The sequence below is a fragment of the Enterococcus raffinosus genome (genome assembly GCF_018917525.1).
Classification (GTDB): Bacteria; Bacillota; Bacilli; order Lactobacillales; family Enterococcaceae; genus Enterococcus_A; species Enterococcus_A raffinosus_A.
The window spans coordinates 17,602-40,848 of record NZ_JAHLOS010000028.1; the positions used below are offsets into that span (position 1 = coordinate 17,602).

The following is a 23,247-nucleotide window of genomic DNA, read 5'->3' on the forward strand; positions in this document are numbered from 1 at the left end:
AAAAACTAGAAAAGCACTAGAACTCCTTGAAAATAAAGGGGTTCTAGTGCTTTTTGACGATGATTGACGGTTAATCATCATTTCTACAAAAAATTTTTTTCTAGAAAAAATTTAATTAGAGACTAAATATCTAATTATAAGTTATCGGCAAAAAAAGAGAGCGCTTTCTTAAAAAACAAAAAAAGACCTCCCCAAAAAAATTTGAGTGTTTTTTTAATTATTTCCGTGTTAACTTAGCAAACTATCTAAATGATCAATTACTTTATATCTTTGTTCCATCATCGCATCTGCATATGTGTCCAAAGTCATTTTAGTGGAGGCATGCCCTAAAAGCGCACTAACAGATAAAATATCATTTTTAGCTTCTAAACAACGCGTCGCAAATGTATGGCGTAGTTGGTGAAAATGTATCTTCTTCAATTCTGCTTTTTCCCGAATGCGATGAAAATGATACGTAAGTAAACGCGGCTCACATGGATGCCCATTAGTTGAAAAGACGAAGCTTCCTTTTGCTCCCTTTTGGTGTTTCGTTAACATCCTTTTTAATGTTTTGCTGATAGGAATTACTCGTAAAGAGGCTTCAGTCTTAGAATCTGCCATAATTAATTGAGTCTTCTTTTGTCTACTAACTGCTGGAATTCTTTGATAGGTATGATGAACGTAAATCAGATTTGCTTCAAAATCAATATCTTCCCATTTTAATGCAGCGATTTCTCCAATACGCATACCTGAATACATCGCTAATAAGGTGGGAATGCCATAGCCTTTCTTTTCTTTAGCGGCAATGCTCATCATTTTTTTTTGTTCGGGCATGGAAAGCGCACGAATTTTATGCTGTTTACTCTTTGGTAATTTAAGTTCAGTAAATGGATTCCCATTGATTTTCCCCTTTTTTTTTGCATGATTTAAACACTTATTAAGTATCCTGAAGATGACATGGAGAGTAGAACTGGCTAAACGTTCATTTAGTTTCTTGAGTACAATTTTTCCTAAATCAAGTGAAAGCTCATTTAGCGGGACTTTTCCTATTAATGGGAAGATATATTTTGTTAATTTGTAATAATAGCTAGAAAATGTAGAGGGTTTTACTTCATCTTGTACTTCATAAAACCATTGCATCGCCCACTCTTCGACTGTTTCTGCAGAAGTGCCTTGAATTTGTTGTAAGGATTGATAGTGAATTCTCAATGGGTAAAGCGTCTTTTTTACTTCAGTATAGCTTTTTCCATAAATATACCCATACCGAATTCTTCCATTCTGCTTTCTACCTTTTGGGAATCTTCCTTCCCAACGCCCATCTTTTCTTAGATAGATATTTTCACCTTTTCTCATACTGCTTTCTCCTCTTTTTGACGGCTTAAAAGACGGCTTACTTCTTGTCTATTTTATTATTTAAAAACAAAAAAGAGCTAAGCGTGTCTTTGTTCTGACACATCATTTTTCTTATATATAATTATTTTAATAATTCTTATTGCCTATTAATAATCAATAATATATAATTAAGTTGTGATTTGTTTTCGTTATATCAAATAAATAAGTTAATATGTTTCGTTTGATCCGAATAGTTTCTAGTTTTTTGCAGGACTAAGTAACTATTCTTTAGTGAATATAGTCTCTAACTCCCCCACAAATTATAAATAAAGGCATCTTTTTCTAGACGAAAAAGATGCCTTTATATTATATATTTATAATCATTTTCTGTCATCATTTTGTTTATTTACATTTATATCGATCTATTTTATAGCTGTATTTACGTTTTAAATAAATTTTTATTTTATATTTAAAATCCCATGCATTTATATTAAATAATTTTGGATAGAGTAGATTTATAATAAATAGAAAAAACTATTTCCATTTCCTATCGCAGTCTATCACTTTACAATCATCAGTTCGATCGTAATCTTGTAAGTCCAATTTTTGATAAGTTACCTAAAGGCTTCACGATCAGATTTAATCGGGCGGGAATTGATTACAAATAGTCTCTCCATCAAATTCCGCTTCTTTACTACTTGATTTAGTCCAACTTCTCATTGAGAAACTTTTCTACAGCGATTACTGACTCTTAAACATTGAACTTCAGCTTGCATCTATCCCTAATAAGTCCCTCTATCTAAAACTCAACTATTTTGTCATAGCTAGAGAAGTACGCATTCATAGTCTTCATTTAATGCACAGTAAACATCCTATAGGTTCTATCTCAACGTTTAGCTTGGTATAAAAAATTGGTAACGCATTAATCTTGTTATTAACAAGATCCCAATGCGTTACCAATTTTTTATTTTTTCTACTCAAACTTGAAGAAGAGCTATTTATGAACATTGATCTAGCTCAAATTAAAAACATATTTTAGCTTTTTGTTTTTAACCTATTTCAATCGATTCTTTTCGGCATAGAGAGTTCCAACGATGGCAATAATCATAATTCCTACAACCACTAGTCCTATATTCCGAGTATCACTTGTTTTTGGATAGTTTTTGTTTGTTCTATCCACATTTGGTTTCTTTGATGACTTCGTCGTATTTTGAGTACTTGGAACTTCTTTATTTACAAATTTCCCTGTATCAATGGTAGCTGGTTTATTTTCTTCTGAAGAAACAATTGTAAATTTCCGTTTCTCTTTGTTGATAGTATATCCAACAGGTGCTTTCTTCTCTATGAAATAATAATCGTCTGGCGAAAGCTGATCAACGAACAGTTTCCCCTCATGATCAGAATGGTACTCTCCAACTCGTTGTCCATCTGCATGATACAATTCAAAAACTGCACCTTCCAATGGCTTATCAGATTCCGAAACTTTTTGTAATCGTACTGAGCCTTGATAGTTGATAAAATCATCCAACTTAATCGTTTCTGGTTTGCCTAAATCTTCAGTGGCAACTTTGAATGAAACGACTTTTGTATTTAATACATAATTCGTTGGTGCTTTTGTTTCAACTAATCGGTAATTCCCTGGAGCTAATCCTGTAGCAAAAACTTTCCCGTCTTTATCAGAAACTAATCGCTTCGTCGCTTTTCCAGCAGCATTTAAGACAGTTTGTACAGTGCCTTTTGTATCCTGAATTTCAAACTCGGCACCTTTTAAACCTTCATTGTTTTCCGTTTTTTTTGTTACTGCTACAGATCCTTTATAGTTCACATAGTCTCCTAAGTTTACCTTATCTGGTTTACCAACTTGTCCAGTAACATCAAACGGATGCGGAGTGGTGTCTAAGATATATCCCTCTGGTGCTTTTGTTTCGACAAGAACATAATGCCCCTGCTCCAAACCTCGGAAATAAATATCCCCCTTACCATCAGTAGCGATCGTATCCGTTACTGCCCCTTCACGCGTTTCGACTTTTAGTGGACCATTTTGAGGCTGGTCCTGATCATCTGCTTCATACACTTGATATTCAGCACCCTTTAACGCCTCTTTCTGTTCATTCACTTTTCGTCCAATAACACTGGATTCATAATTTTTAAAATTCAAATTGTCTATGATTGGGTTTTGATCATCATTTTCGTTGACTACGAAGTAAATCGGCTGTTCATTCAAAATGTATCCTAGCGCTGGTTTACGTTCCTTCAAAACATACTCACCAACACCTAAACCAGAAATATCTAAATGACCATCTTCAGGTACCACAATTGTTTTCACATAATTCTGATCGCCATTGACAATACGATACAATTCGAACTCTGCACCTGCGATTGACCCACCATCGCCAACTTTCGTAATTTGAGCTTTTCCACGGAAGTTTTGGAAATCTCCTTCTTCTTGAATTCTCGGATCATCATACGCATGGTTCTCGATAACAACCTTAATCAATGCTGGGTTGATTACATAATCAGAATCGTCATCCAACGTTGGTGCTTTTGTTTCCTGATAATAATATTCTCCTGGGGCTAAATGATCAAAAATAACTGTTCCATCCTTGTCACTTACAGCCCGTTTGTCCAGTAATTTCTTATCACTATCATAGAGTGCAAACTCTGCACCTTTTAATCCTTCACCATCTGTATTACGTTTAATAATCTGAAAAGCTCCCTGATAATTCAAAAAATCCGATAGCTCAATAACAGGTAATTCGCCATCATTGGAAGACTTGACCGTAAATGAAAATTTCCGATCATTCAAAATATAGCCTTCTGGTGCTTTTGTTTCCACAAATGTGTACGTCCCTGGTGCTAAATTATCAACACGTACTTTTCCTGATCCATTGGATTTAATCGGTGCCGGATTGATCTTATCCCCTTTATCATTTAGGAGATCAAATTCCGCACCAGACAACGTTTTCCCTGATTTATCTTTTTTCACAAATTCAACGGAACCCTTATAGTTACTCATCTCTAATGGAGAGCCATCCGATTGAGTCGTCACCATTTTGGGTTTTCCTTGTGACGTTTCATCAATCGTGAATGGTATTTCTTTACTATTAATAATATATCCAGTTGGCGCTTTTGTTTCTACAAATTTATAGTTACCTGGCGCTAAACCAGTTATTGCTACTTTCCCATCTGCCGATGAAACTAACGGCTGTTGGTTGACTTTCTTCCCGTTGCTATCCAATACATCGAACTCGGCACCTGCTAGTGGATTTCCTGTGCTATCTTTTTTGATTAACTGAGCACTGCCTTGATAGTTATAATAATTTAGACGATGGATTGGAATTTGATTGTTACTATTGCGATACACGTAAAAATACATTGGTGATGAATTAACGACATAACCGGTTGGCGCTTCTATTTCCCTAATGCGGTAAAAGCCAACAGATAAGCTGTCGATTTCAAGAATCCCCTCATTATTTGTACGATCAGGATTTAATGCCACAGCATCCCATAAAGAACCTGCTGGAGATAGGGGCTTCAGTTTTTCGAGTTTAAATCGTGCGCCAGCAGTGATGCTATCCCCAATTTTTATCGGATTTCCCTCTGCGTCCGTTTTTTGTAAAATCACTTTACTACGTTCGTTGGTAACTGTTAGTGGTGCTGCATTTTCCTCCGATGTTTTTTCATCAATTGTGATCCGACGTCCACTAACCAAGTCGTTTGAAATAGTAAAACCTTCTGGTGCTTGAGTCTCTACCAATAAGTATTCCCCATAGGGTAAGCTACCAAAGGTGATTGTGCCATTATTATCGACTTCGCCTTCTCGCAGCATTTGTGTCTTTGTTGTATTCCAAAGCTGGAACTTCGCACCAGTTAATTTCGTCTTACCATCTGCTTCTGTTTTTTGAATAGTTATTCGACCTTTTTTCCCTGTTGCCGAGCCTCCACTATGATCAATTTCAACAACAACATCTTGATCGTCTCCACCTGAAACCACTTGTTCATTATCTCCAGTTACAGTAATTTTATTAGAAACGGTATCCTTACTTCCACTCGCACTAGAGGTAATATAGCTGCGGTATTCCAGTTGATAAGCAGCATCAATTTTATGAAGCAGTTTGATTGTCAATTCCTGCTTGCCAGTCACATTATCTGTCATTACTGATACCGTGTAATCTTGATTCAAAACTAATGGCTTATCATAATTCGGCGTCAAGGTTCCATCCTCAGCTACGGTCATTTCATAAAGCTTAATGGATTGTTGATCAATTACCTGATTTTCAGTTGGTGTATCTTTGATAATAACGTCACTTATGGTTGATTGAGAAGGATTGATCACTGCTTTCCAATTGACGTAATCAGGATCATTCTTGTCCTGTTCCCCGGACTTTTGAACATACTTCCCACCATTTTTAATACTAACTTCACCAGTAACATCTCGTTCATTATTACTATTCTCGTATTGAGCTACATTGTCGTAGTGATTTGACCCTTCAATAATTTTATCCGCAACTGACGTTTTAAATTCAATTAGATACGTCGTTGTGACACCTTCTGGAAAATCAACATTCAACGTCTGATCATTCGTATCATTGGGTTCATTAATTTTTTTCATATCATCATTAACAACTGTTTCGGGCTGTTTTTTTACAACAGTTCCGTCTTTTTTGACTTCAGCTTCAAAAATATTGACTGAACCAGAAACATACACTTGATTTTCGATCATCTTATCAATTAATTGTGCATTGCTTAACGTGTTCCCACTTAAATTTACCGCAATCGTCCATGTGATCTCTTTGGTTTTTGCATTATATTGTCCACTTTTTTGCGCATTTAACTGATAAGGATCATCTGGTTTAAAATCTTCTTCATCATCAGAGTGGTGATCATTATTCTGTTCGTCTTTCCAATCGGCACGCATATTATTTTTAAAATGATTCAAAGTTGGATCTGCTGGATCTAATAGTGTCACATCAAAATTAGTATGATAATCAATGACAAATTCGGAGCTAGTTGGATTGTAGTCACCGATAAACACTACTTTGAATCCAGTCTCTTGACCTTCAGAATTTTTTGTTAATTCAATTTCATAGTCTTTTCCTTGCTCCAACACCTTATTTTGACTCACATCACGAATCTGAAAATCAAAACTACCATCTGGTTTCGTCATCATCGATAATCCTGGTATTGGCGAGTACGTATCTGTTAAAACTAAATCCTTCATATAATAATGATTCTTATTCACAGTGATTTTCCAGCCAGCGACATGGTCTGAATAATCAACATCTGTTAGTTTTTTAATAACATTTTGTTGTTGAGCAGTCCCAGAGTCATCACCAGTCCCCCCTGTTCCTGTAGACACACTATTATCTACTTGAGTGGGATCTGTAACAATTCCATTCACTTTTGTTTGATATTCTATTTTAACTGCTTGATCAATGTCATGTAAAAATTTCACTTTGAAGCCATGACCATCTGGATCAGGGACTAACTCAAAATCTGTTCCTTCCACCAGAGGTGCTCCTTTTACTTCATTACCTTTCGAATCAAAGGTAATAGGGTAAATTTTGAGGGAGCCGTCAACTAATTCCATATTGTTACTAATCGTATCAACAATTGTTGCTTGATCTTTTAAAATAGTTTTTTCATCATAGTTATATTTAATAGTCCAATTGAAAACCTGATTATTTGGATCATATCCAACCATGTTCTTCTCAACAGGTTTCCCATAAGTTGTTGTAACACTTGCCTTCGCATCAATACCATCTGAATCATTTTTATCTGTCAGTTTTGCAGTATTTGTAAAATTGACTTTTCCACCATTTTCTGGTTTAGCGGAATCATCAATATCCGTTTGATACACTAAACGATAGGCATTATTCGTGTCTCCTTTAACCGTGACATTGCCATTCTCATCAACCGTATATTCGTCAGGACTCAGCTCACGCCCCACTTCTTTGACCGTTCCGTCCAGATTCATTACTAATTCATAAACTTTGACTGATTTGTAATTGATTCCCTTAGGCCAGTTTTCCGTTACTTTTGGATCGGACAAGTGTTCCATTGATTGATTAATATCAACAGTCCACTCAACACTATTTGGATTTGGTGTGCGATCAAAATGTCCCTTTTTATCAATTGATTTTTCCGTATCTGGACGAATTTCTACATCAACTGGAGGGAGATTATCTTCTACTGGATAATGAATCGTAATGTCACCAGGACCGTCAATATGATCCTGCTGAAATTCCGCCTCAAAATAAAAGCTACCATTAATATCACTCTGATGTTCAACTTCTTCTGTGAAAGTAAAGCGGACATTGCCATCCATGTCTACTGTATAGGTAGCATAAACTTCACCATCAGCATTTTTCAGCTCACCACTAATAGGCTTTGTTGGACGCAATTCATCTGGTAGCTTGAAATCAAAATAATCACCTGGCTTGATCTGTGATCGAACATCTTCTGGGATACTCCAAGTATAAAAAATGCGCACATGCGTATTTGCAGGAACTGGCGGCTCAATAATCTCACCGTTGTCATCTAAATACACGAGATTAGACCCCGTTAATATTGTTCCATCTCCATCTGGAAAGTAAGTTCGAATATCACTTGGCGTATCAGCTTTTGTCACCTTATTGTCTGTTTGATTTTCTTTAGGTGACTCCGAAGTTTGAGCGCTTTGTTTAGTTTCACTAGAAGGTCTTGTCATACTACCATTGTTCTTTGACTCTTGATCACTTGACTGAACAGAAGAAACTTCGGAAGAGGGAGTTTCAGTTGTAGAAATGTCAGTTGCTATAGAAGGAAATTGGTAGGACACCTTTTGATCATGATAGCTAAAATCCAACTGTCGATTGCTTATCGCTTCTTGTTTCACAGTAAGATGAATGGTTCCTGAACCACTAAAATCATTAGGAATTTCAATATTTTGAGCATTTTCAATATTTAGAATCTTCGTTTCTCCATTTTGATCTATCTCAGCTTTATCAATAACTGCTTGTGAAGCACTCACTTTGACTGTTTGCTCTTCCATTTTTATTCTTGAAATCTTTAGATCTATTATATTATCTGATTGTCCTTTTGAGACACTCTCCAATTTCAATATTGATAAGGGTGATTCCGCCGCAAATGTGGTCAAAGGTACCAATGAATTTAACACAATTAAAAAAGCCATAAATCCATAAATTAATTTGTCTACTGTCTTTTTATTTGACATTTTCCCTAACTCCCTTTTCCGATAAATTATTCCCAGACTGGGATAACAAATAATTTCGACTTTCTACTTTCAAAAAGAACAGGGTTTAAATACGTTTATTGAAAAACTTTAGTTTTCTGTTTCTCAGTAATCGTCAAATGCTTTATTCGCACCAAAAACCCCATATTCTAATAACAAATGGGTTAAAAATATACAGTCTTTTTACCTGATTACATCCATAATTTGAATGCAATTAATTGAGACAATCAAAATTATTTATTATTTTTATCTTTATCATAGTACAAAAAAGAAAAAAGGGCTGATATAAAGCTCAGGGTAGAAAAAATACTAAGATTGGAGGGAGTGTGACAGAATCTAGAACACTGTTTATTCGGAAAAAAGAGCTGTGACAAGATTTTTGTCACAGCTCCTCCCTCTTTACCGAATATTCGGCGTCTCAAAAGTAACATCCTTATTTTTATCTCTTATTTTTTACTTGGCGATAAATCATCAAGCATAATAAACTGAAAATTAGTGTTAAGATTCCTGAAATCAAAAACCAGCTGGCAATTCCGATTTTTTCTGAAATGGGCCCAGCCAGCAGCAGACCTATTGGCATTGCCCCTGACATCACACTGCCGAATAACGAAAATACCCGACCCAGTTTTTCTGGTGCCACTGTTTCTTGCAGGTAAGCCATAAAGGGAATGTTGTACAGATTTCCCACACCGCCCATCAGAATACAGAAAAAGACAAACAGCCAGTAACCGTTTTGGTTTGCAGGCGCTAAGCCGCTGCCGATAAACGTAAGGGCTAATCCGACACATGACAACTGTGCTGCTAATAATTTTTCCCGCCATTCCTTTTTCATTCCAATCAGAAATGCACTGATCATCATTCCAGCCGCGTAAGAAAACTCCACCATACTAGCAAACCAGGCGGATAATCCAAAATGAACATTTGTCATTAAAGGAAATAGTGTACCCAACGGCAAATAGAAAATCATAATGCAAAAGGAAAAAATCATGACCACCAACATCGGCGGATCTTCTCTAAATACATTGAATCCATCCTTCAGCTCCTGAAAATAATGCTGCGGATGTTCATCATTGCGAACAATATTTGGTACCGCCACAATCCACAAGGTGAAGGAGGCAGCCAATGCACCGATCAAGTCCGTTAGTAGAATCAGCCACAAGGGCATCACCGCGAACATTGCAGCCCCTAAAACCGGCCCCAACATAAATGCTCCAGATTGTAAAAATTGGTTCCAGCTGTTGGCTTTGACCAGTTCCTTTTCTGGAACCAGCAATGGTACGATCGCTTGGATCGAGGGTGTGTGAAAGACATTTGCCAATGCCCGCAAGAACAATGCCACGATCACTACAGCAAAGCCCGGTCGTCCCATTAAGAACCACATAGACAGCACGAATGCAACAAGCCCCATAAATAAATCAGCAAAAATCACCACATATTTTCGTTTCAGCCGATCCAGCCAGACACCGACAAAAGGACCTAAGAACATTTGAGGTAAATAGGCAAAAAGTCCTGCTAAAGACAACATGATCGCCGATTTTGATTCGTTGGTCAGCCACCAAATCAATGAAAACTGAACGGCCGAGCTTCCAATCAAGGAAACTGTCTGTCCAGATAAAATTGTTAAATACTTCTTTTTCCACGGTTGTTTTTCCATCATTGCTCCTTTGTTTGTCGCTTGAACAAACAAAAAGTTCGTCAAACGTTAATTATTTGGCGAATCGGTCAATTTTCAAACGCATTGAAGCACACATAAGAATTCCTCCTTTTTCTTTCTTATTTAATTAAACCTAACTCAACTTTCCATGTCAACAGTCGTTCCACCGATTGATTGAGCTGCTCTTCACTGTATTTGCCATTTTTGATCGCTTCTAGGATATAAGGAATCTGACTGCTGTAACTTGAGGATAAAATCATATCATTTCCCGCCTGCAAAGCCTGCAGTCCGGCTTCTTCTTGAGAGATAAAATCAGCAAGTCCAGCCATATCCATATCGTCTGTCATGATCACACCCTTGAAGCCTAATTCATTGCGAATCAAGTCATGCACTGGTTTTGAAATTGAAGCTGGCCGCTGACCGTCAATTGCAGAAACGATGTTGTGGGAGACCATAATACTGTCAACACCTGCCTTGATTCCTGCTTCAAAGGGGAGAAAATCATTTTTACGCAGTTCATCCAGCGAACGATTATCGGTTACGATTTCCACATGGGAATCGCGATTATTCCCATAACCGGGAAAATGTTTGATGGTTGAACCCAGCTTTTGCTTTTTCATTTCTTCTACGCTTAATTTGACATAGTGACTGGTACCAGCTGCATCCATCCCAATCGTCCGATCATAGATAAAGGATTGCGGATCTGTTGAGACATCCGCATCAGGAAACATCCCTAGTTGAATTCCTAATTCACCAAAGACCTGTGCTTTACGATCAATGTCTTGTTTGATTCCATCCCAGCCATTTTTTTGATACAACGCTTGGGGACTTTGAAAGGGCGGCGAAACGATTTGATTTCTGCTCAAACGACTCACCGTACCGCCTTCTTCATCGGACCCAATAAACATTGGCGTTTTGCTGGCCTCTTGATAACTTGTGATCGCCTGCTTCACTTCTGCTTGCCCTTTTCCTTCCATGTCACGGTCAAAAAGCAAATAACCGCCTAAATGATAATTTTGGATATCGGCTACCTGATTTTGCTCTGGTACACGAGCCATAAATAATTGTCCGACTTTTTCTTCCAAGGTCATGGCATTCATTGTTTTATCAACTGTTTCTTTCATTGTCGACTCCTTTTTCTGGGATTCAGACGTCTGCTCTGTTTGTTTTACGGACTCACTTGATTTTGCTGAGTCGCTAGTTACTGAAGAGCCTTTCTTAGTATTCCCACACGCAGCCAAACTAAGGACCGCTGATAAGATCGCCAAACTAAGTATCACACTTTTTTTCACTTGTATACGCTCCTTTATGTAAAACAGACTCTAACAAATTAGGTTGTTTCCACGAATATATGTCTTTTTTTTAAATATTTCCGCTCATTTCACGTAGCTTTATTAATTTCCACCATCACAAAAAAGGAAATGATGCACAGAAGAGCGAATTTTTTTTTAATATTTATGATATATTCTAGCACAGCTTGTGAAAAGAAAGTGTCACTTCGAATTTTTTTATAAAAAAATGCTGAGAAAAGAAGATCCCTCCTTTCTCAGCATTGCTTTACTTGCATGAAATTGCAGCACTCTTACGAAAACGATAACCTTTGCCCCAAATCGTTTGAATAACCTCGTGATCAACCTCCATAATATCAAGCTTCAACTTGATATTCTTTACTAACGAAGAAAGTTGGGCTAAACGCGATTGGGAAGTATTTCCCCACAAACTTTTACATAACTCATCGCGCGAGAAAACCTCACCTGGATGACTCCGTAATTTTTCTAAAAGTTGCAGCTCTAATGACGATAAATTAACTAGAGTCATCGCTGAAAGATCCAGATCTTCTTCGACTACTTCCTGACGCTTTTCCGTTACCACAGGTTCAAAGGATTTATTTTGATATTGTGTAGCAACTTCGGCTAATTGTTCTCTCAACAGCTCTACCGAATCACTATTTTGTACGATCCCATTTATTCCTTGTACTTCTAACAATGAACGTTCCTTCTCACTGAGGGAATGATCAACTTCTCTCAGTATGTTTTGACCATTTTCCCGTAGTTTCGGTAACATCAATTCCATCTCGTAGCTTGAAATGGTCTCACTGATGATGATAATCGGAAAATGATTGACTAAATTCGAAACACGTCCTTCCATCTGAATCTCATTGAGAACACTGGTGGAACAAAATACTTCATAATTTAAATGCTGCAATTTATTTGTTAAAGCTTCTTCTGCTAATACATTTTTTGTTAAAACTAAGATTCGAACCATTCTCATACCCTCATTTTCTACTCATAATACTCATGAATAGAATATAACTTAAATTTAAGCAAATAAAAGGTCTTTTTTTAGAGGATAATAAACAAAATATTGAACATTATAAATTATATCGTTTTTTTGAAGCTTTAATAAAGAAAAACCGTAATTTATTATCACGGTTAAGCTGTTACCTTATTTAATTCTTTTGTATGTTTCACAGCTTTCTCAAAAATTGGTAAGTTGAATTGTTTATACAACGCACCTGCCACGAAGTAAGCAATATTGAAGTCTACCAAGCTGTGTATTAACCCACCAACACCCATCAGAATAAAGACGGTATAGATATATCCTTGTGAATAGAAGGTGTCTGGCATATTTCCCATAAAGTAAAAGGCTGAGACGACAATCATTTCAGCAATCGCGTGGATCAGACCGATGACTAGATTAAATACTTGAAAACGCCCATTTGCTAATGTGAATTTTCCATTTTTTAGCACAAGGTCAGGATGTTTTTGTAGATAATAAGCACCAAGCAGCGCAAAAATCAAATGTGAAAAGGCTCGTAAAGCAATAATCGGTGTAGTAGAAATGAAAAAGCCGAATGTAGTTCCTAAAACAACCGCGATCGCCACTAGTGGTGAGAAGAACATCGCAATAAACACGGGAACGTGACTGGCTAACGTAAATGACGCTGGCCCAATCACGATTTTCGGCATAACCATCGGAATCAAGATCCCAAGTCCGATCAGTAACGCTGAAATCGTCAAATTTCTAATAGAATGATTTTTCATTTTTTCCTCCTTGATATGTCAAGACACTTAATTGAGTTTCAGTTTAGTCCAAAACCCCTCAAGTGTCAAGACAGTTCAAGTGAGAATTTTATGGAAAGTTTCATTATTGATCAATTCGTGCTAATTGTTCATCCCGTTGCTTTAGCGTCATATGATGTTTTTTCAAATATCGATTATTAGGATGTTTGGCGCAGGCAATCGAACAAGCCCCTAAATATTTTTCTTCATTTTCTTCAGAAACAAGTATTTGCCGATTACACTCTGGATTGCTGCAATTGATATATCGTTCGCAAGGAGTACCGTCAAACCATTCTTTGCCGATCACCTGTTTGTCGACTTGGTTAATTTCCACACTGATCCGTTCATCAAAGACGTACATTTTCCCATCCCATAACTCGCCTCTGGTAGTTTCGTTTTTACCATAAGCCGCAATCCCCCCGTGAAGCTGCGCCACATCTTCAAAGCCTTCACGGATTAACCAGCCAGAGAATTTCTCACAGCGAATACCGCCAGTACAATAAGTAACGATTTTTTTGTCCATGAACTGTTCCTTATTCTCGCGAATCCACGCAGGGAGCTCACGAAAGTTATGAATCTCTGGACGAATCGCCCCGCGAAAGTGCCCCAGGTCATATTCATAATCATTTCGAGCATCAATGACCACCGTGTCTTCGTCTAATAGAGCCTCACGAAATGCTTGAGGCTCTAAATAATTTCCAGTCAATTGCCGCGGATCAATGTCTTCCTCCAAATTCAAGGCTACTAATTCCTTTCGAGGACGGACGAATAATTTTTTAAACGCATGCCCCTCACTTTCATCCATCTTGAAATAAGTATCTTTGAAGCGTTCATCTGCCAGCATAACATCCATGTAGCGATCCGTAGCTTCCTTCGTTCCTGAAAGAGTGCCATTGATCCCCTCTGGTGCCACCAAAATCCGGCCCTTAATATCTAAATCACGACAAAAAGCCAAATGCTCTTTAGCAAACGCTTCCGGTTCTTCGATTGTTGTGTAGTTATAGTAAAGTAATACGCGATAATCCATAATGATTCCTCCTGTTTCTTTATCCTTTACTACTATAGGAGATAGACCCTGTTTTTTCGAGCTTGATGCTTGTGGAATATTTTACAATGAACGCATAAAAAATGGTGCTAGAAAATCGAAGGTGATTTTCTAGCACCATAACTTCGGCGTTCCTCTATCGCTTTTCTTCCATCGTACGAACGCGCTCAATATGCATCGTCAAATAAATCTCTTCCTCTAAAGAAGTTTGCACTTGTTGATTCTCATTAAGATATTTGATAATCTTTTCGGCACATTGAAAAGAATTCGGATATTGCTGAATGACTAAGCTCATCATTTCATCACTGATACTCATCATCCTTATTCCTTTGACTTGACGAATCAAAAAGTATTGCAGATGAGTAATCAAGCGTGAAAAGCCAATAGATTCCTGATTAATTTCAAATTGAAAGTGGTATTGAATAATCGAAATAATATCTGAAATAATTTTTGTAAAGTTCATTACTTGTTGGATCGAATCATAGTTCTCACTCTTGCTGATAAAATGCATGGCGATCGCGGTTGCTTCAGATTTATCTAGCGTTACCCCCTGCTCTTGATTGATCATGGCAACTGCTTTATCTCCTAATTTTGCCTCAATAGGATAAAGCTGTTTGATATCCCAGTATAACGGATTAACGATTTGAATATTTTTCTTTTGTCGTTCCACCGCTGAATAAATATGATCCGCCAATGAAACCAGCATCGGCAATTTGAATTCTGTATGTAATTCTTTTTCAGCTATTCGCAACAACGTATCTGTCAATACAATGTACTCGACAGGAACCTCACGAACGAGCACTGATACCTTTTCCAGTTCGTTTTCATCCTCATTTTTAAGGACAAATGTCCGTTCAATCAGTTCTGTATTCACTGGGTTGCCAGGGTAGGCTTTATAGCCTACCCCTTTCCCCATTATGACCATCTGCTGTTGGTCAGCATTTTCTACAAGTACAACATTATTATTTAATCTTTGCTTTACTCGCACGGATTTTCCTCCTAGAAAATTCTAAAGCAGTGCTGCGGCCTCTTTATCCACAATCAAAGTAAAATCAGGATGAGTAGTGAGTAATGTAGCTGGAACATCCTCTGAGACCACTCCTTCAACTAGCTTTTTAACTATGCCTGCTTTTGCTTTACCATTGGCAATCATCACTAGCTTTTTGATTTGCATAATACTCTTTGGCCCCATTGTAACATAGAAATCTGGTCGTTTTTCTTCCACACCGCCAACCTCATTTAGCAATACCTCTACCATATCAGGCGTAGCATCTTCATCTACACGACTGGTCAAATCACCGAATTTTGTCGTTCCAGGCAAGTTACCACAGAAATGCCCATCTGCTCCTACTCCTAATAAAACAAAGTCCAATCCACCATCTTTTGCTATGCGTTCATCCTGCGTCTCGTAATTGGTCCAATCCAATACATGGATATTTTCACGTTGAACATTCGCAGGATAAAAGTACAGTTTGTTCAAATTGCTCATAGTTACGCCATATCCATCCTCACCTTTAAACGGAATTTCATCAAAATTATAATAATGAACGTCATCAAAATAAGCTTTGTCTTTTACCAAAGGAATCATCAAATCGTATACGCCTTTAGGTGTCGACCCTGCCGTAATCGCAATATTCGTACGATGTTGCGTGTGCATCGCTCCCAAAAGATGTTGCGCGCCCACTTCGTTCATTTCTTCAAGTGTGTTAGTTACAATTAATCTCATTTTTTTTCTCCTTAAGTAAGTTATTTGGCTATGCTAAATAGGTTTTGATTCAAATCTATTTCTGCCCCTGTTTCATGTTTTTCTACAAAATCATATGTCTCTGTATTTGTTACGACAATAATAATCGCGTCATTCAACTGCTTTTCTTGGATTAATTCCTTATCGAAAGTTAGCAAAACATCTCCTTTTTCAACACGCTCGCCTTGCTGAACTTTTAAGTCAAAGCCTTCTCCCTCCATTGTCACAGTGTCTAACCCGATATGAATCAGCAGTTCGACACCATTGTCCAGTTCCAGACCAATCGCATGCTTCGTAGGAAATACTGCCTTTACCGTTGCTGCCATCGGAGCGTAGACACGCCCATCAGAAGAAGCAATGGCGATTGTCTTGCCTAATATTTCTTTTGAAAACGTAGCATCATCAATCTGGTCCAGAGAGAGCGATTTGCCAATAATTGGCGAAGGTACGGTCATTGCCGCTTTTAAGTCAGCATTCGCAACTTCTCCATTAGGCTGCTCTACAGCTTCTTTGTTAAAACGATTCATTAAAACAAATGTTAACAGAGCTGTTACTACTACCGAAGCGATCCCTCCTATGATGATCCCGATAAAGCCCTCTCCCATAAATGCAGGAAGAGAAAGGACTCCCGGCATCACAAAGCCAAAACACTGACCGCCAAACATCGTGCTAATTGCAGATCCAATACCGCCGCCAATACAAGCAGCAATCATAGCTCCTTTATTTCTCGCAAGCACTCCATAAATCGCAGGCTCAGTAATCCCGATGTAGCCTGAAACAGCTGCGGACAAAGCGACTTGTTTTTCTTTAGAGCTTTTTTCCTTAAAGTAGACAGCCAGAGGTGCGGTTGCTTGGGCTAACGTACTCATAAGCACCATCGCCATCAATTGAGAAGAACCAAAACTAGAAATTTCTTGCTGCATAATCGGATTCATCGCGTGATGCATTCCGCCTAAAACAACAATTGGTCTAGTACCACCAACAATCAAACCTGCTAACCATGGAGAAAAATCAATCAGCCATTTCACACCCGCGGCTAGATACTCGCCAATATAAAAACCTAATGGTGCTAACAAAGCCATCGAAATCGGACCTACAATAAGCACTGAAAACAGCGGAGAAAAGACCATACCCACCATTTCAGGAATTTTTCGATCAAAGAAACGTTTTACGACCGATAATAACCACACAGAAAAGATAATTGGTAAAACAGAAGCACTGTAGTCCACAACAGCTAAAGGAATCACGCCAAACAATCTGATAAAGGTTTGTCCTTCAGCAATTGCATAAGGATACATGAGAAGCCCTGCTAATGTTAACGCCAGGTACTCATTCGTTTTGAACTTCTTCGCTGAACTAACTGCCAACAAGAATGGGAAGAAATAAAACATCGCATCCCCAAGTGCACTGAAAAAGATTAATGAATCACTACCAGGATTTACCCAGCCATAATTTTGAAACATAAAGACGAAGCCTTTAAGAAGCCCTCCAGCAATAACTGGCGGAAGTGCTGGTGTCAAAATCGCAGATAATGTATTTAAGATATTAGAAATAATTCCTTTACCATCATTAGCGTTTCCACCGCCGTTTTCATCTGATAGATTAACTAACTCATTAAATTCATTCGTGACATTCACAACTTTTCCACCCAAAATCACTTGAAATTGTCCACTTTGAAATTGCGAACCTAAAACACCCTCCAATTGATCAATCGCCTGCTGATTCACTTTTTCATTGTCCTTTAGTTGAAAACGCAGCCTCGTGACACAGTTCGTGTAACTCTTGATATTCTCTTCTCCACCTACTTCTTGTAGAATCGCTTCCGCTAGATCCCGATTGTTCATCTAATGGCCCTCCTTAATTTATCCAATAAAAAAATGCCCAAAGAGAGCGTATAGAAATACACTTTCTTTAGGCATTGCCAGCTTTACCCGTAACGAATCCTATTGGATATTTGTTATTTTACAAAATAATCATAGCACGCGTTGAAATCGCTGTCAACATGTTTTTTTAATTTAATCACATGTTCTAAAAAAAAGACCACACAAATATCCTTTCGAATAAGAAAGTAATTTATTCAAAAAAAGCAGTCATGATCCTTAATATACCAGAGAATAATCGAGAAACGCAGTAGCCTATAAAACACATTGAACAAATTTATCACTTACGTTTCCATAAGTGAGGGAGAATCAATATTTATGAAAAAATATCAATCATCCCATTTTTTTGAAATCAATTGTTTTTTTATTCGCTCTTTCATCAACAGACAGGCAAAGAAGGTTAGAAGTATGTTGCTTATACTAATTCTTTTTTCGTTTAGTTTCTATCCATTGGCGGAAGGACTGCCAGCAGTCCGCCTCCCGACATGTGATAGAATGAGGCCGTAGCCGATAATACGACTGTCGAGCGACTCTTTACTGGAGCTGCTGTTGCTGCTAAGGCAATCAAGCTTTCCCCTCTAAATAAACTAACAAATTGTTTAGCTGACATCACTTGTGGAATTTGTTGATTTTTCATGACGCTAAGAATCAACTTTTTCTGCAAACGATCATAATCAGCAGACATTGATTTTTCTGTATTAATAACTGGGCCTTCACTTGATTCCTCATCTGCTTCATCAAACTCTGTTAAGTCATAGGCCTCGATGATCGCATTTAGTTTTTCGGCATATTGCTTATCTGTAGCATAGCGTCCCTGTAGATACGCCGTTGCTTCTTCGCAGGTCTCCGCCTGATCCTTCCACGCTCCTTTGTAGAAATCTTCATTTCCTGCGATTCCTTTTTTGAGCAGTTTCGCATAATCTTCTAGAGATTCCTTATAAGAAGGATATTTCCTGAACTCGGAAGTAATCTGGAAGCTCGCACCGGCTTTATCCTGTTCGAGTGTTTGGAAGGTCACGCCTTGCTCTTTAAACTGGCCTTTGATGCCGAATAAATTATAGTTTGGTTCGCTCGCTAGGGCACTATTACCAGAACCTCTTTCTAAAATGGCTTGAGCGATCATCACCGAAGAGTAAATCCCATTCTTTTGTCCGATTTCGCGAGATATTTTGCCGATTTTCTCAATAAATTGATCCGTCGTTTGATTTTTGTTAAAGATAAACGGCTGGTCAACGCTGTACTCGCCATAAGAATTGGCTAACGAACTAGCGGCTTCAGGCAAGCCGGCGATATTCACCCGAACAGCAAAGGTCGGCGCGAAGCTGCTGATGCTGCCGATCTTCACCACATCGCCGGGTTGGGGTGCATGGACATATTGGCCATTTCCAATATAGATCGCTACGTGCGTCGTGACACTCGTCGGCGCTCCCCAGAAAAGCAGGTCGCCAGGTTGAGCTTCGCTCACTGGAATCTGTGTGCCGGCAAATTGCTGATCCCCCGTCCAACCGCCAATATAGTGTCCCGTCGCATTGGCATAAACTGCGTAAGCTAAGCCAGAACAATCAAACGCATTCGGACCCTTCGCTCCCCAGACATACGGTTTGCCTAGATGACGATATGCTTCTTGAACGATCGCTGTTTGCACCTCATTACTGAAGGTTGGCACCGCTTGATTTGATGGAATTCTTACATCAGCCGCTGTCGCAGCAGCGTCGTCTGACGGTTCACGCGGACCATACTGCTGTTGGCTCGCTGTTGTTTCAGTACTTTCAGCAGCAGGCGTTTGCGCCTCACTGCTCAGAGTTGTTTGTTTGTTTTCATTTGTTTGACTGCTGGGGCTGCTTGGAGCAGTCTCACTGCTTTGGCTAGTTTGATCGGTTTGACTGGTTGAACTGCTGCTCTCGCTTGTTTGAGGTTTGCTCTCACTGCTGTCCACTGGCTTTTCAACGGGCTTGTTTATTTTGGTCACTGTGAATTCGACTGCGACATTTGATTCAGGCATCGAAAATTGCCCGCTGATCGTTGGACTGACCAGAATCGCTGCCTTCGTCGTGACATTCACAAATTTAACTTCCTTCAAAGTAAATTCTTTAGCCAACGTCACTGTATAGCACACCTTGTTGTTCGCGGAAAGTTGGAACGTCACTTTGTTTCCATTCGCATCTGTTAGGGTATTGTTAATCAGTTCTTTTCCCTCAGCCGTCACTAGCTTGTAGGCCACCGCTGGCGAATCAGAACTTTCTGTACTTATGGCATCCATGCTGGTTCCACTGGAGTCTGTGGTCGCTTGCGTTTCCGAAAAAGTTGCGCTAGACTGATTATTTTCTTCCGCAAACACTTGATACGACGATAACGCTGTTGATCCAAGTATGGCGCCAATAGCTAAGATACTAAGCCATTTAGTATATTTCATCATCATTCCTCATCTCTCATTTGATGCTTTTTCGGTCTATCTATTTGGTTAATTTGATTCTGCGGCTAGCAATCACGACCCCACAAACCACCAATAACAAACCTGCAACAACCCAAAGTGTATTCTGACGACTGCCCGTTTTAGGTAACGTTTTGACCTGCTTAGCTGAGGCTGTTTTAACTGGTTTAACTGATTTTTTTGTTCCTCGATACCATGAATAGCGCCAGCTCACCTTTCCAATAACAGTCGAATCACTCGTTTGAACGGATTCTGGTTCTGCCGGAGCTGGAACTGGTGTCTCTTTTGGAGTGTCCGTTGGTGTGCTTACGGGCTTATCCACTGGTATGGTTCCGTCTAATTTGACCATTTGATTTGCATCCGTCAACTCTTGATGATCGGCCACCAGACTACCTTTACCATTGAACAATTGCTCAAAAACAACCAAGGTCGTAGCTTTCGTCAATGCGCTTTTAGCGAATTCAAAGGTTACTACTACGGTTCCATTCATTTTTTCAGCGGTGAAGCTCGCTTCACCCACGACTTTTTTACCATTGACTTGATACGGCAAGCCTGTCACTTGATCCATCAGCTGACCTTTCACCGTATATTTCTGTCCAACAACCAGATTGTTGTAAGTAATCGTGTCTTTGATCTGTACGTTCTCTCCCGCCATTTGCCCTGCTGCTTTGGTAGCAATCACTGGATAAGTGATGGTTTGAACTGGAGCGGCAATGTTCGAATCATTCGCTACTTCTTTACCTGCTTGATACAAGCTTTCAACTACGACGACCGATTTACCAGCCAGACTACTACCATCAAAGCTGATATCCACATCGATCGTGCCATTAGGTTTTTTGGCAGCAAAAGTTTTCTCTACTCGAACTTCCTTGCCATTGACGAGTACCGGCTGATTGGTCGCTGGGTCCATCAACACCGTCTTGATGGTGTATTCTTTGCCGACTTCCAAGTTCTGATAGCTCACTTCTTCAATGATGGTGCTCGCCTTTTGCGCATAGCCTTCATTTCCTCCGGTGCTCTTATCGCGAGCTTTTCCCGTAATGATGACGTTCTTCGATGTAGACAATTTCTTATTCGTGATTTTGATAGTTTTTACTGAGGTAGATGTCTTGATATCAAAGTTTTTTTGGATAAATTGTTCCTCATATCCTTCTGGCATTTTAGTTTCCCGCAAAAAGTATATGCCAGTATCTAAGTTTTCAAAGATCAACTCTTCACCTGCAATTGTGGTCTTACGGGCTACAGTTTCACCTTTTCCGTTATATAACGTAAACTCCGCACCGCCAATGGTTTCTTTTTCATCGCCTTCGGTATACAGTTGAACGCATAATTTACCAGCGGGGGCTGGTATTTTCTTATTAAAGACTTTGTATTCGACCGCTTTATTCGCTTGAGTGATCTCAAATTCTTCCTCGAAGGTCGACTGATGATAGCCGGCCGGCGCTTTTGTTTCTTTTATGCGATAGGTTCCCTTACTCAATTCCGCAAAGACTAAATCCTGACCGCCTTTTGTTATTTGCGTCGCCACAACATTCCCATCAGCATCATACAGCGTAAACTCTGCATCTCCAATCGTCGCCGACTCGTCACCCTCCGCAAAATTCTTGATGGTGACTTTCCCATCAGCTTTTCCTGGCAACTTGTTGTTGTAAACTGTGTATCGAACTGCTAATTCTTGATAAGTGATATCGAAAGTTTCATCAAATAAAGGTTTCTCCTCTGTCGATTCCTCGTATCCTTCAGGTGCTTTTGTTTGCTTAATTCGATAGCGGTTCCCCGGCTGTAGATCATTAAAGTAAAGCACTTCGTCATTTTTAGTTATTTTCCGTTCTAGTACATTTCCATCAGCATCATATAATGTGAATTCTCCTCCAGCAATAAGTTTCACTTCATCAGAGGGTAAAAACGCAATTGATGCAAATCCAACTTCTGTACGTTTTATATTAGTATAGGTAAATTCTGGAAAATCTTTTTCCGCGATATTTTTTTCTGTGAGAGAAAATGATATCTGAATCGTTGGACTTGTATATCCTTCTGGAAAATCGCTTTGATAAATCATGTAGTTGCCAGCTGGAACATTTTTTATCGCTAGTTCTCCATTATCATCAGTCGGTGCAGATTCATCTAGAAATACTTCTCCAGTTGCACGGTTGACAATTGTAAAAGTCGCCCCCGCCAGTCGTTTGCTTGGATCATCTTTATCGACACTGATCACATGGATCTCCCCCATCGGTAAGGGATTTGTGTCACGTTTATTCGTGACTGTATATTCGAAATAGGTTGCGCCTTCTTTCATTTCAAATGTCGTTTTAAATCCAGACAACAGATAGCCAATCGGCGCACCGACCTGCTCAAGTGTGTACTTTCCAGATGGAAGATCGGTATAAACGGTATCCTTATTCAAATCTGTCCAAGCCAGGCCGTTATATTTACCGCTTTCTTCAATCAAGTGAAAGACCCCGCTGCCTAATTGCAACTGGTTGTTTCCTTCATCAAAAAGCTTAATTACTAATCGCCCAGTTACTTCAGTCGCTTGAACCGCAACAGTTTCGGTAGCTGTCTCTGCTTCTACCTCGGCGGCGGCTTGTCCCTCAGTTGGCTGACTGTCTTCAATCACTTGCGGTGGAGCATTTGCTTGTGGCTGTGCTTCCGTTTGCTCTGCTGGCACTTCTTCTTCGCTTGGCTGCGAAGGCTCCATCTCCTGTTCAGGCGGCTGAACTTCAGACTCCAAAACCTGTTCGCTGCTGCTGGTTGCCGTCGTCTCTACAGCTGGACTCTCTACTTCCTGAGCGCCAACATTGAACATAGGTAAAAAAGACCCGCTCAGCAGCATGATCAATGCCGCGACAACCCATAGTTTTTTTCTTTTCATTTGTTTCTCCCTTC

The 23,247-nt window shown here is 39.1% G+C and carries 12 protein-coding genes; all 12 read right to left on the reverse strand.

The window, feature by feature from the left end:
- Positions 1–228: 228 nt before the first annotated feature.
- The 12 genes from KQI58_RS15715 to KQI58_RS15770 all read right to left on the reverse strand — a co-directional run bounded on the left by KQI58_RS15715 (position 229) and on the right by KQI58_RS15770 (position 23,233).
- Positions 229–1,332: a tyrosine-type recombinase/integrase gene (locus tag KQI58_RS15715; protein WP_216409983.1), complete on the reverse strand. Its 1,104-nt coding sequence runs from the start codon at positions 1,330–1,332 to the stop codon at positions 229–231.
- A gap of 1,033 nt (positions 1,333–2,365) precedes the next feature.
- Complete coding sequence (locus tag KQI58_RS15720) at positions 2,366–8,527, reverse strand: SpaA isopeptide-forming pilin-related protein (RefSeq protein ID WP_216409984.1); 6,162 nt, start codon at positions 8,525–8,527, stop codon at positions 2,366–2,368.
- Between the two features lie 457 nt (positions 8,528–8,984).
- A complete protein-coding gene (locus tag KQI58_RS15725) occupies positions 8,985–10,199 on the reverse strand; it encodes an MFS transporter (protein WP_216409985.1) in 1,215 nt (404 codons plus the stop codon).
- Positions 10,200–10,318: 119 nt separating this feature from the next.
- The gene (locus KQI58_RS15730) at positions 10,319–11,491 is read right to left on the reverse strand and encodes a glycoside hydrolase family 3 protein (RefSeq protein ID WP_216409986.1); all 1,173 of its coding nucleotides are present in this window, start codon (positions 11,489–11,491) and stop codon (positions 10,319–10,321) included.
- 265 nt (positions 11,492–11,756) lie between these two features.
- Positions 11,757–12,464, reverse strand: coding sequence for a helix-turn-helix domain-containing protein (locus KQI58_RS15735; protein ID WP_216409987.1), 708 nt, complete (start codon positions 12,462–12,464; stop codon positions 11,757–11,759).
- A 167-nt stretch (positions 12,465–12,631) separates the two neighbouring features.
- The gene (locus KQI58_RS15740; protein ID WP_216409988.1) at positions 12,632–13,243 is read right to left on the reverse strand and encodes a hypothetical protein; all 612 of its coding nucleotides are present in this window, start codon (positions 13,241–13,243) and stop codon (positions 12,632–12,634) included.
- Between the two features lie 103 nt (positions 13,244–13,346).
- Complete coding sequence (gene trhO, locus KQI58_RS15745) at positions 13,347–14,288, reverse strand: oxygen-dependent tRNA uridine(34) hydroxylase TrhO (RefSeq protein WP_216409989.1); 942 nt, start codon at positions 14,286–14,288, stop codon at positions 13,347–13,349.
- Positions 14,289–14,442: 154 nt separating this feature from the next.
- Positions 14,443–15,294 (reverse strand): PRD domain-containing protein, encoded by an 852-nt coding sequence (locus KQI58_RS23165; RefSeq protein ID WP_216409990.1) that lies wholly within the window; start codon positions 15,292–15,294, stop codon positions 14,443–14,445.
- Positions 15,295–15,315: 21 nt separating this feature from the next.
- Positions 15,316–16,032 carry a glucosamine-6-phosphate deaminase gene (locus KQI58_RS15755; protein ID WP_216409991.1) on the reverse strand — a complete coding sequence of 239 codons (717 nt, stop codon included), beginning with the start codon at positions 16,030–16,032 and terminating at the stop codon, positions 15,316–15,318.
- A 20-nt stretch (positions 16,033–16,052) separates the two neighbouring features.
- Complete coding sequence (locus KQI58_RS15760) at positions 16,053–17,894, reverse strand: glucose PTS transporter subunit IIA (protein ID WP_216409992.1); 1,842 nt, start codon at positions 17,892–17,894, stop codon at positions 16,053–16,055.
- A gap of 472 nt (positions 17,895–18,366) precedes the next feature.
- Positions 18,367–20,343 carry a glucosaminidase domain-containing protein gene (locus KQI58_RS15765; protein ID WP_216409993.1) on the reverse strand — a complete coding sequence of 659 codons (1,977 nt, stop codon included), beginning with the start codon at positions 20,341–20,343 and terminating at the stop codon, positions 18,367–18,369.
- A gap of 40 nt (positions 20,344–20,383) precedes the next feature.
- Positions 20,384–23,233, reverse strand: a complete 2,850-nt coding sequence (locus KQI58_RS15770) for a VaFE repeat-containing surface-anchored protein (protein WP_216409994.1) — start codon at positions 23,231–23,233, stop codon at positions 20,384–20,386.
- Between the last annotated feature and the right edge of the window lie 14 nt (positions 23,234–23,247).

Excerpts from the sequence above, each read along its gene's own strand:
- KQI58_RS15715 (WP_216409983.1), bottom strand. The coding sequence starts at position 1,332 with ATGAGAAAAGGTGAAAATATCTATCTAAGAAAAGATGGGCGTTGGGAA.
- KQI58_RS15720 (WP_216409984.1), bottom strand. The coding sequence starts at position 8,527 with ATGTCAAATAAAAAGACAGTAGACAAATTAATTTATGGATTTATGGCT.
- KQI58_RS15725 (WP_216409985.1), bottom strand. The coding sequence starts at position 10,199 with ATGGAAAAACAACCGTGGAAAAAGAAGTATTTAACAATTTTATCTGGA.
- KQI58_RS15735 (WP_216409987.1), bottom strand. The coding sequence starts at position 12,464 with ATGGTTCGAATCTTAGTTTTAACAAAAAATGTATTAGCAGAAGAAGCT.
- KQI58_RS15740 (WP_216409988.1), bottom strand. The coding sequence starts at position 13,243 with ATGAAAAATCATTCTATTAGAAATTTGACGATTTCAGCGTTACTGATC.
- trhO (WP_216409989.1), bottom strand. The coding sequence starts at position 14,288 with ATGGATTATCGCGTATTACTTTACTATAACTACACAACAATCGAAGAA.
- KQI58_RS15755 (WP_216409991.1), bottom strand. The coding sequence starts at position 16,032 with ATGAGATTAATTGTAACTAACACACTTGAAGAAATGAACGAAGTGGGC.
- KQI58_RS15760 (WP_216409992.1), bottom strand. The coding sequence starts at position 17,894 with ATGAACAATCGGGATCTAGCGGAAGCGATTCTACAAGAAGTAGGTGGA.
- KQI58_RS15765 (WP_216409993.1), bottom strand. The coding sequence starts at position 20,343 with ATGAAATATACTAAATGGCTTAGTATCTTAGCTATTGGCGCCATACTT.
- KQI58_RS15770 (WP_216409994.1), bottom strand. The coding sequence starts at position 23,233 with ATGAAAAGAAAAAAACTATGGGTTGTCGCGGCATTGATCATGCTGCTG.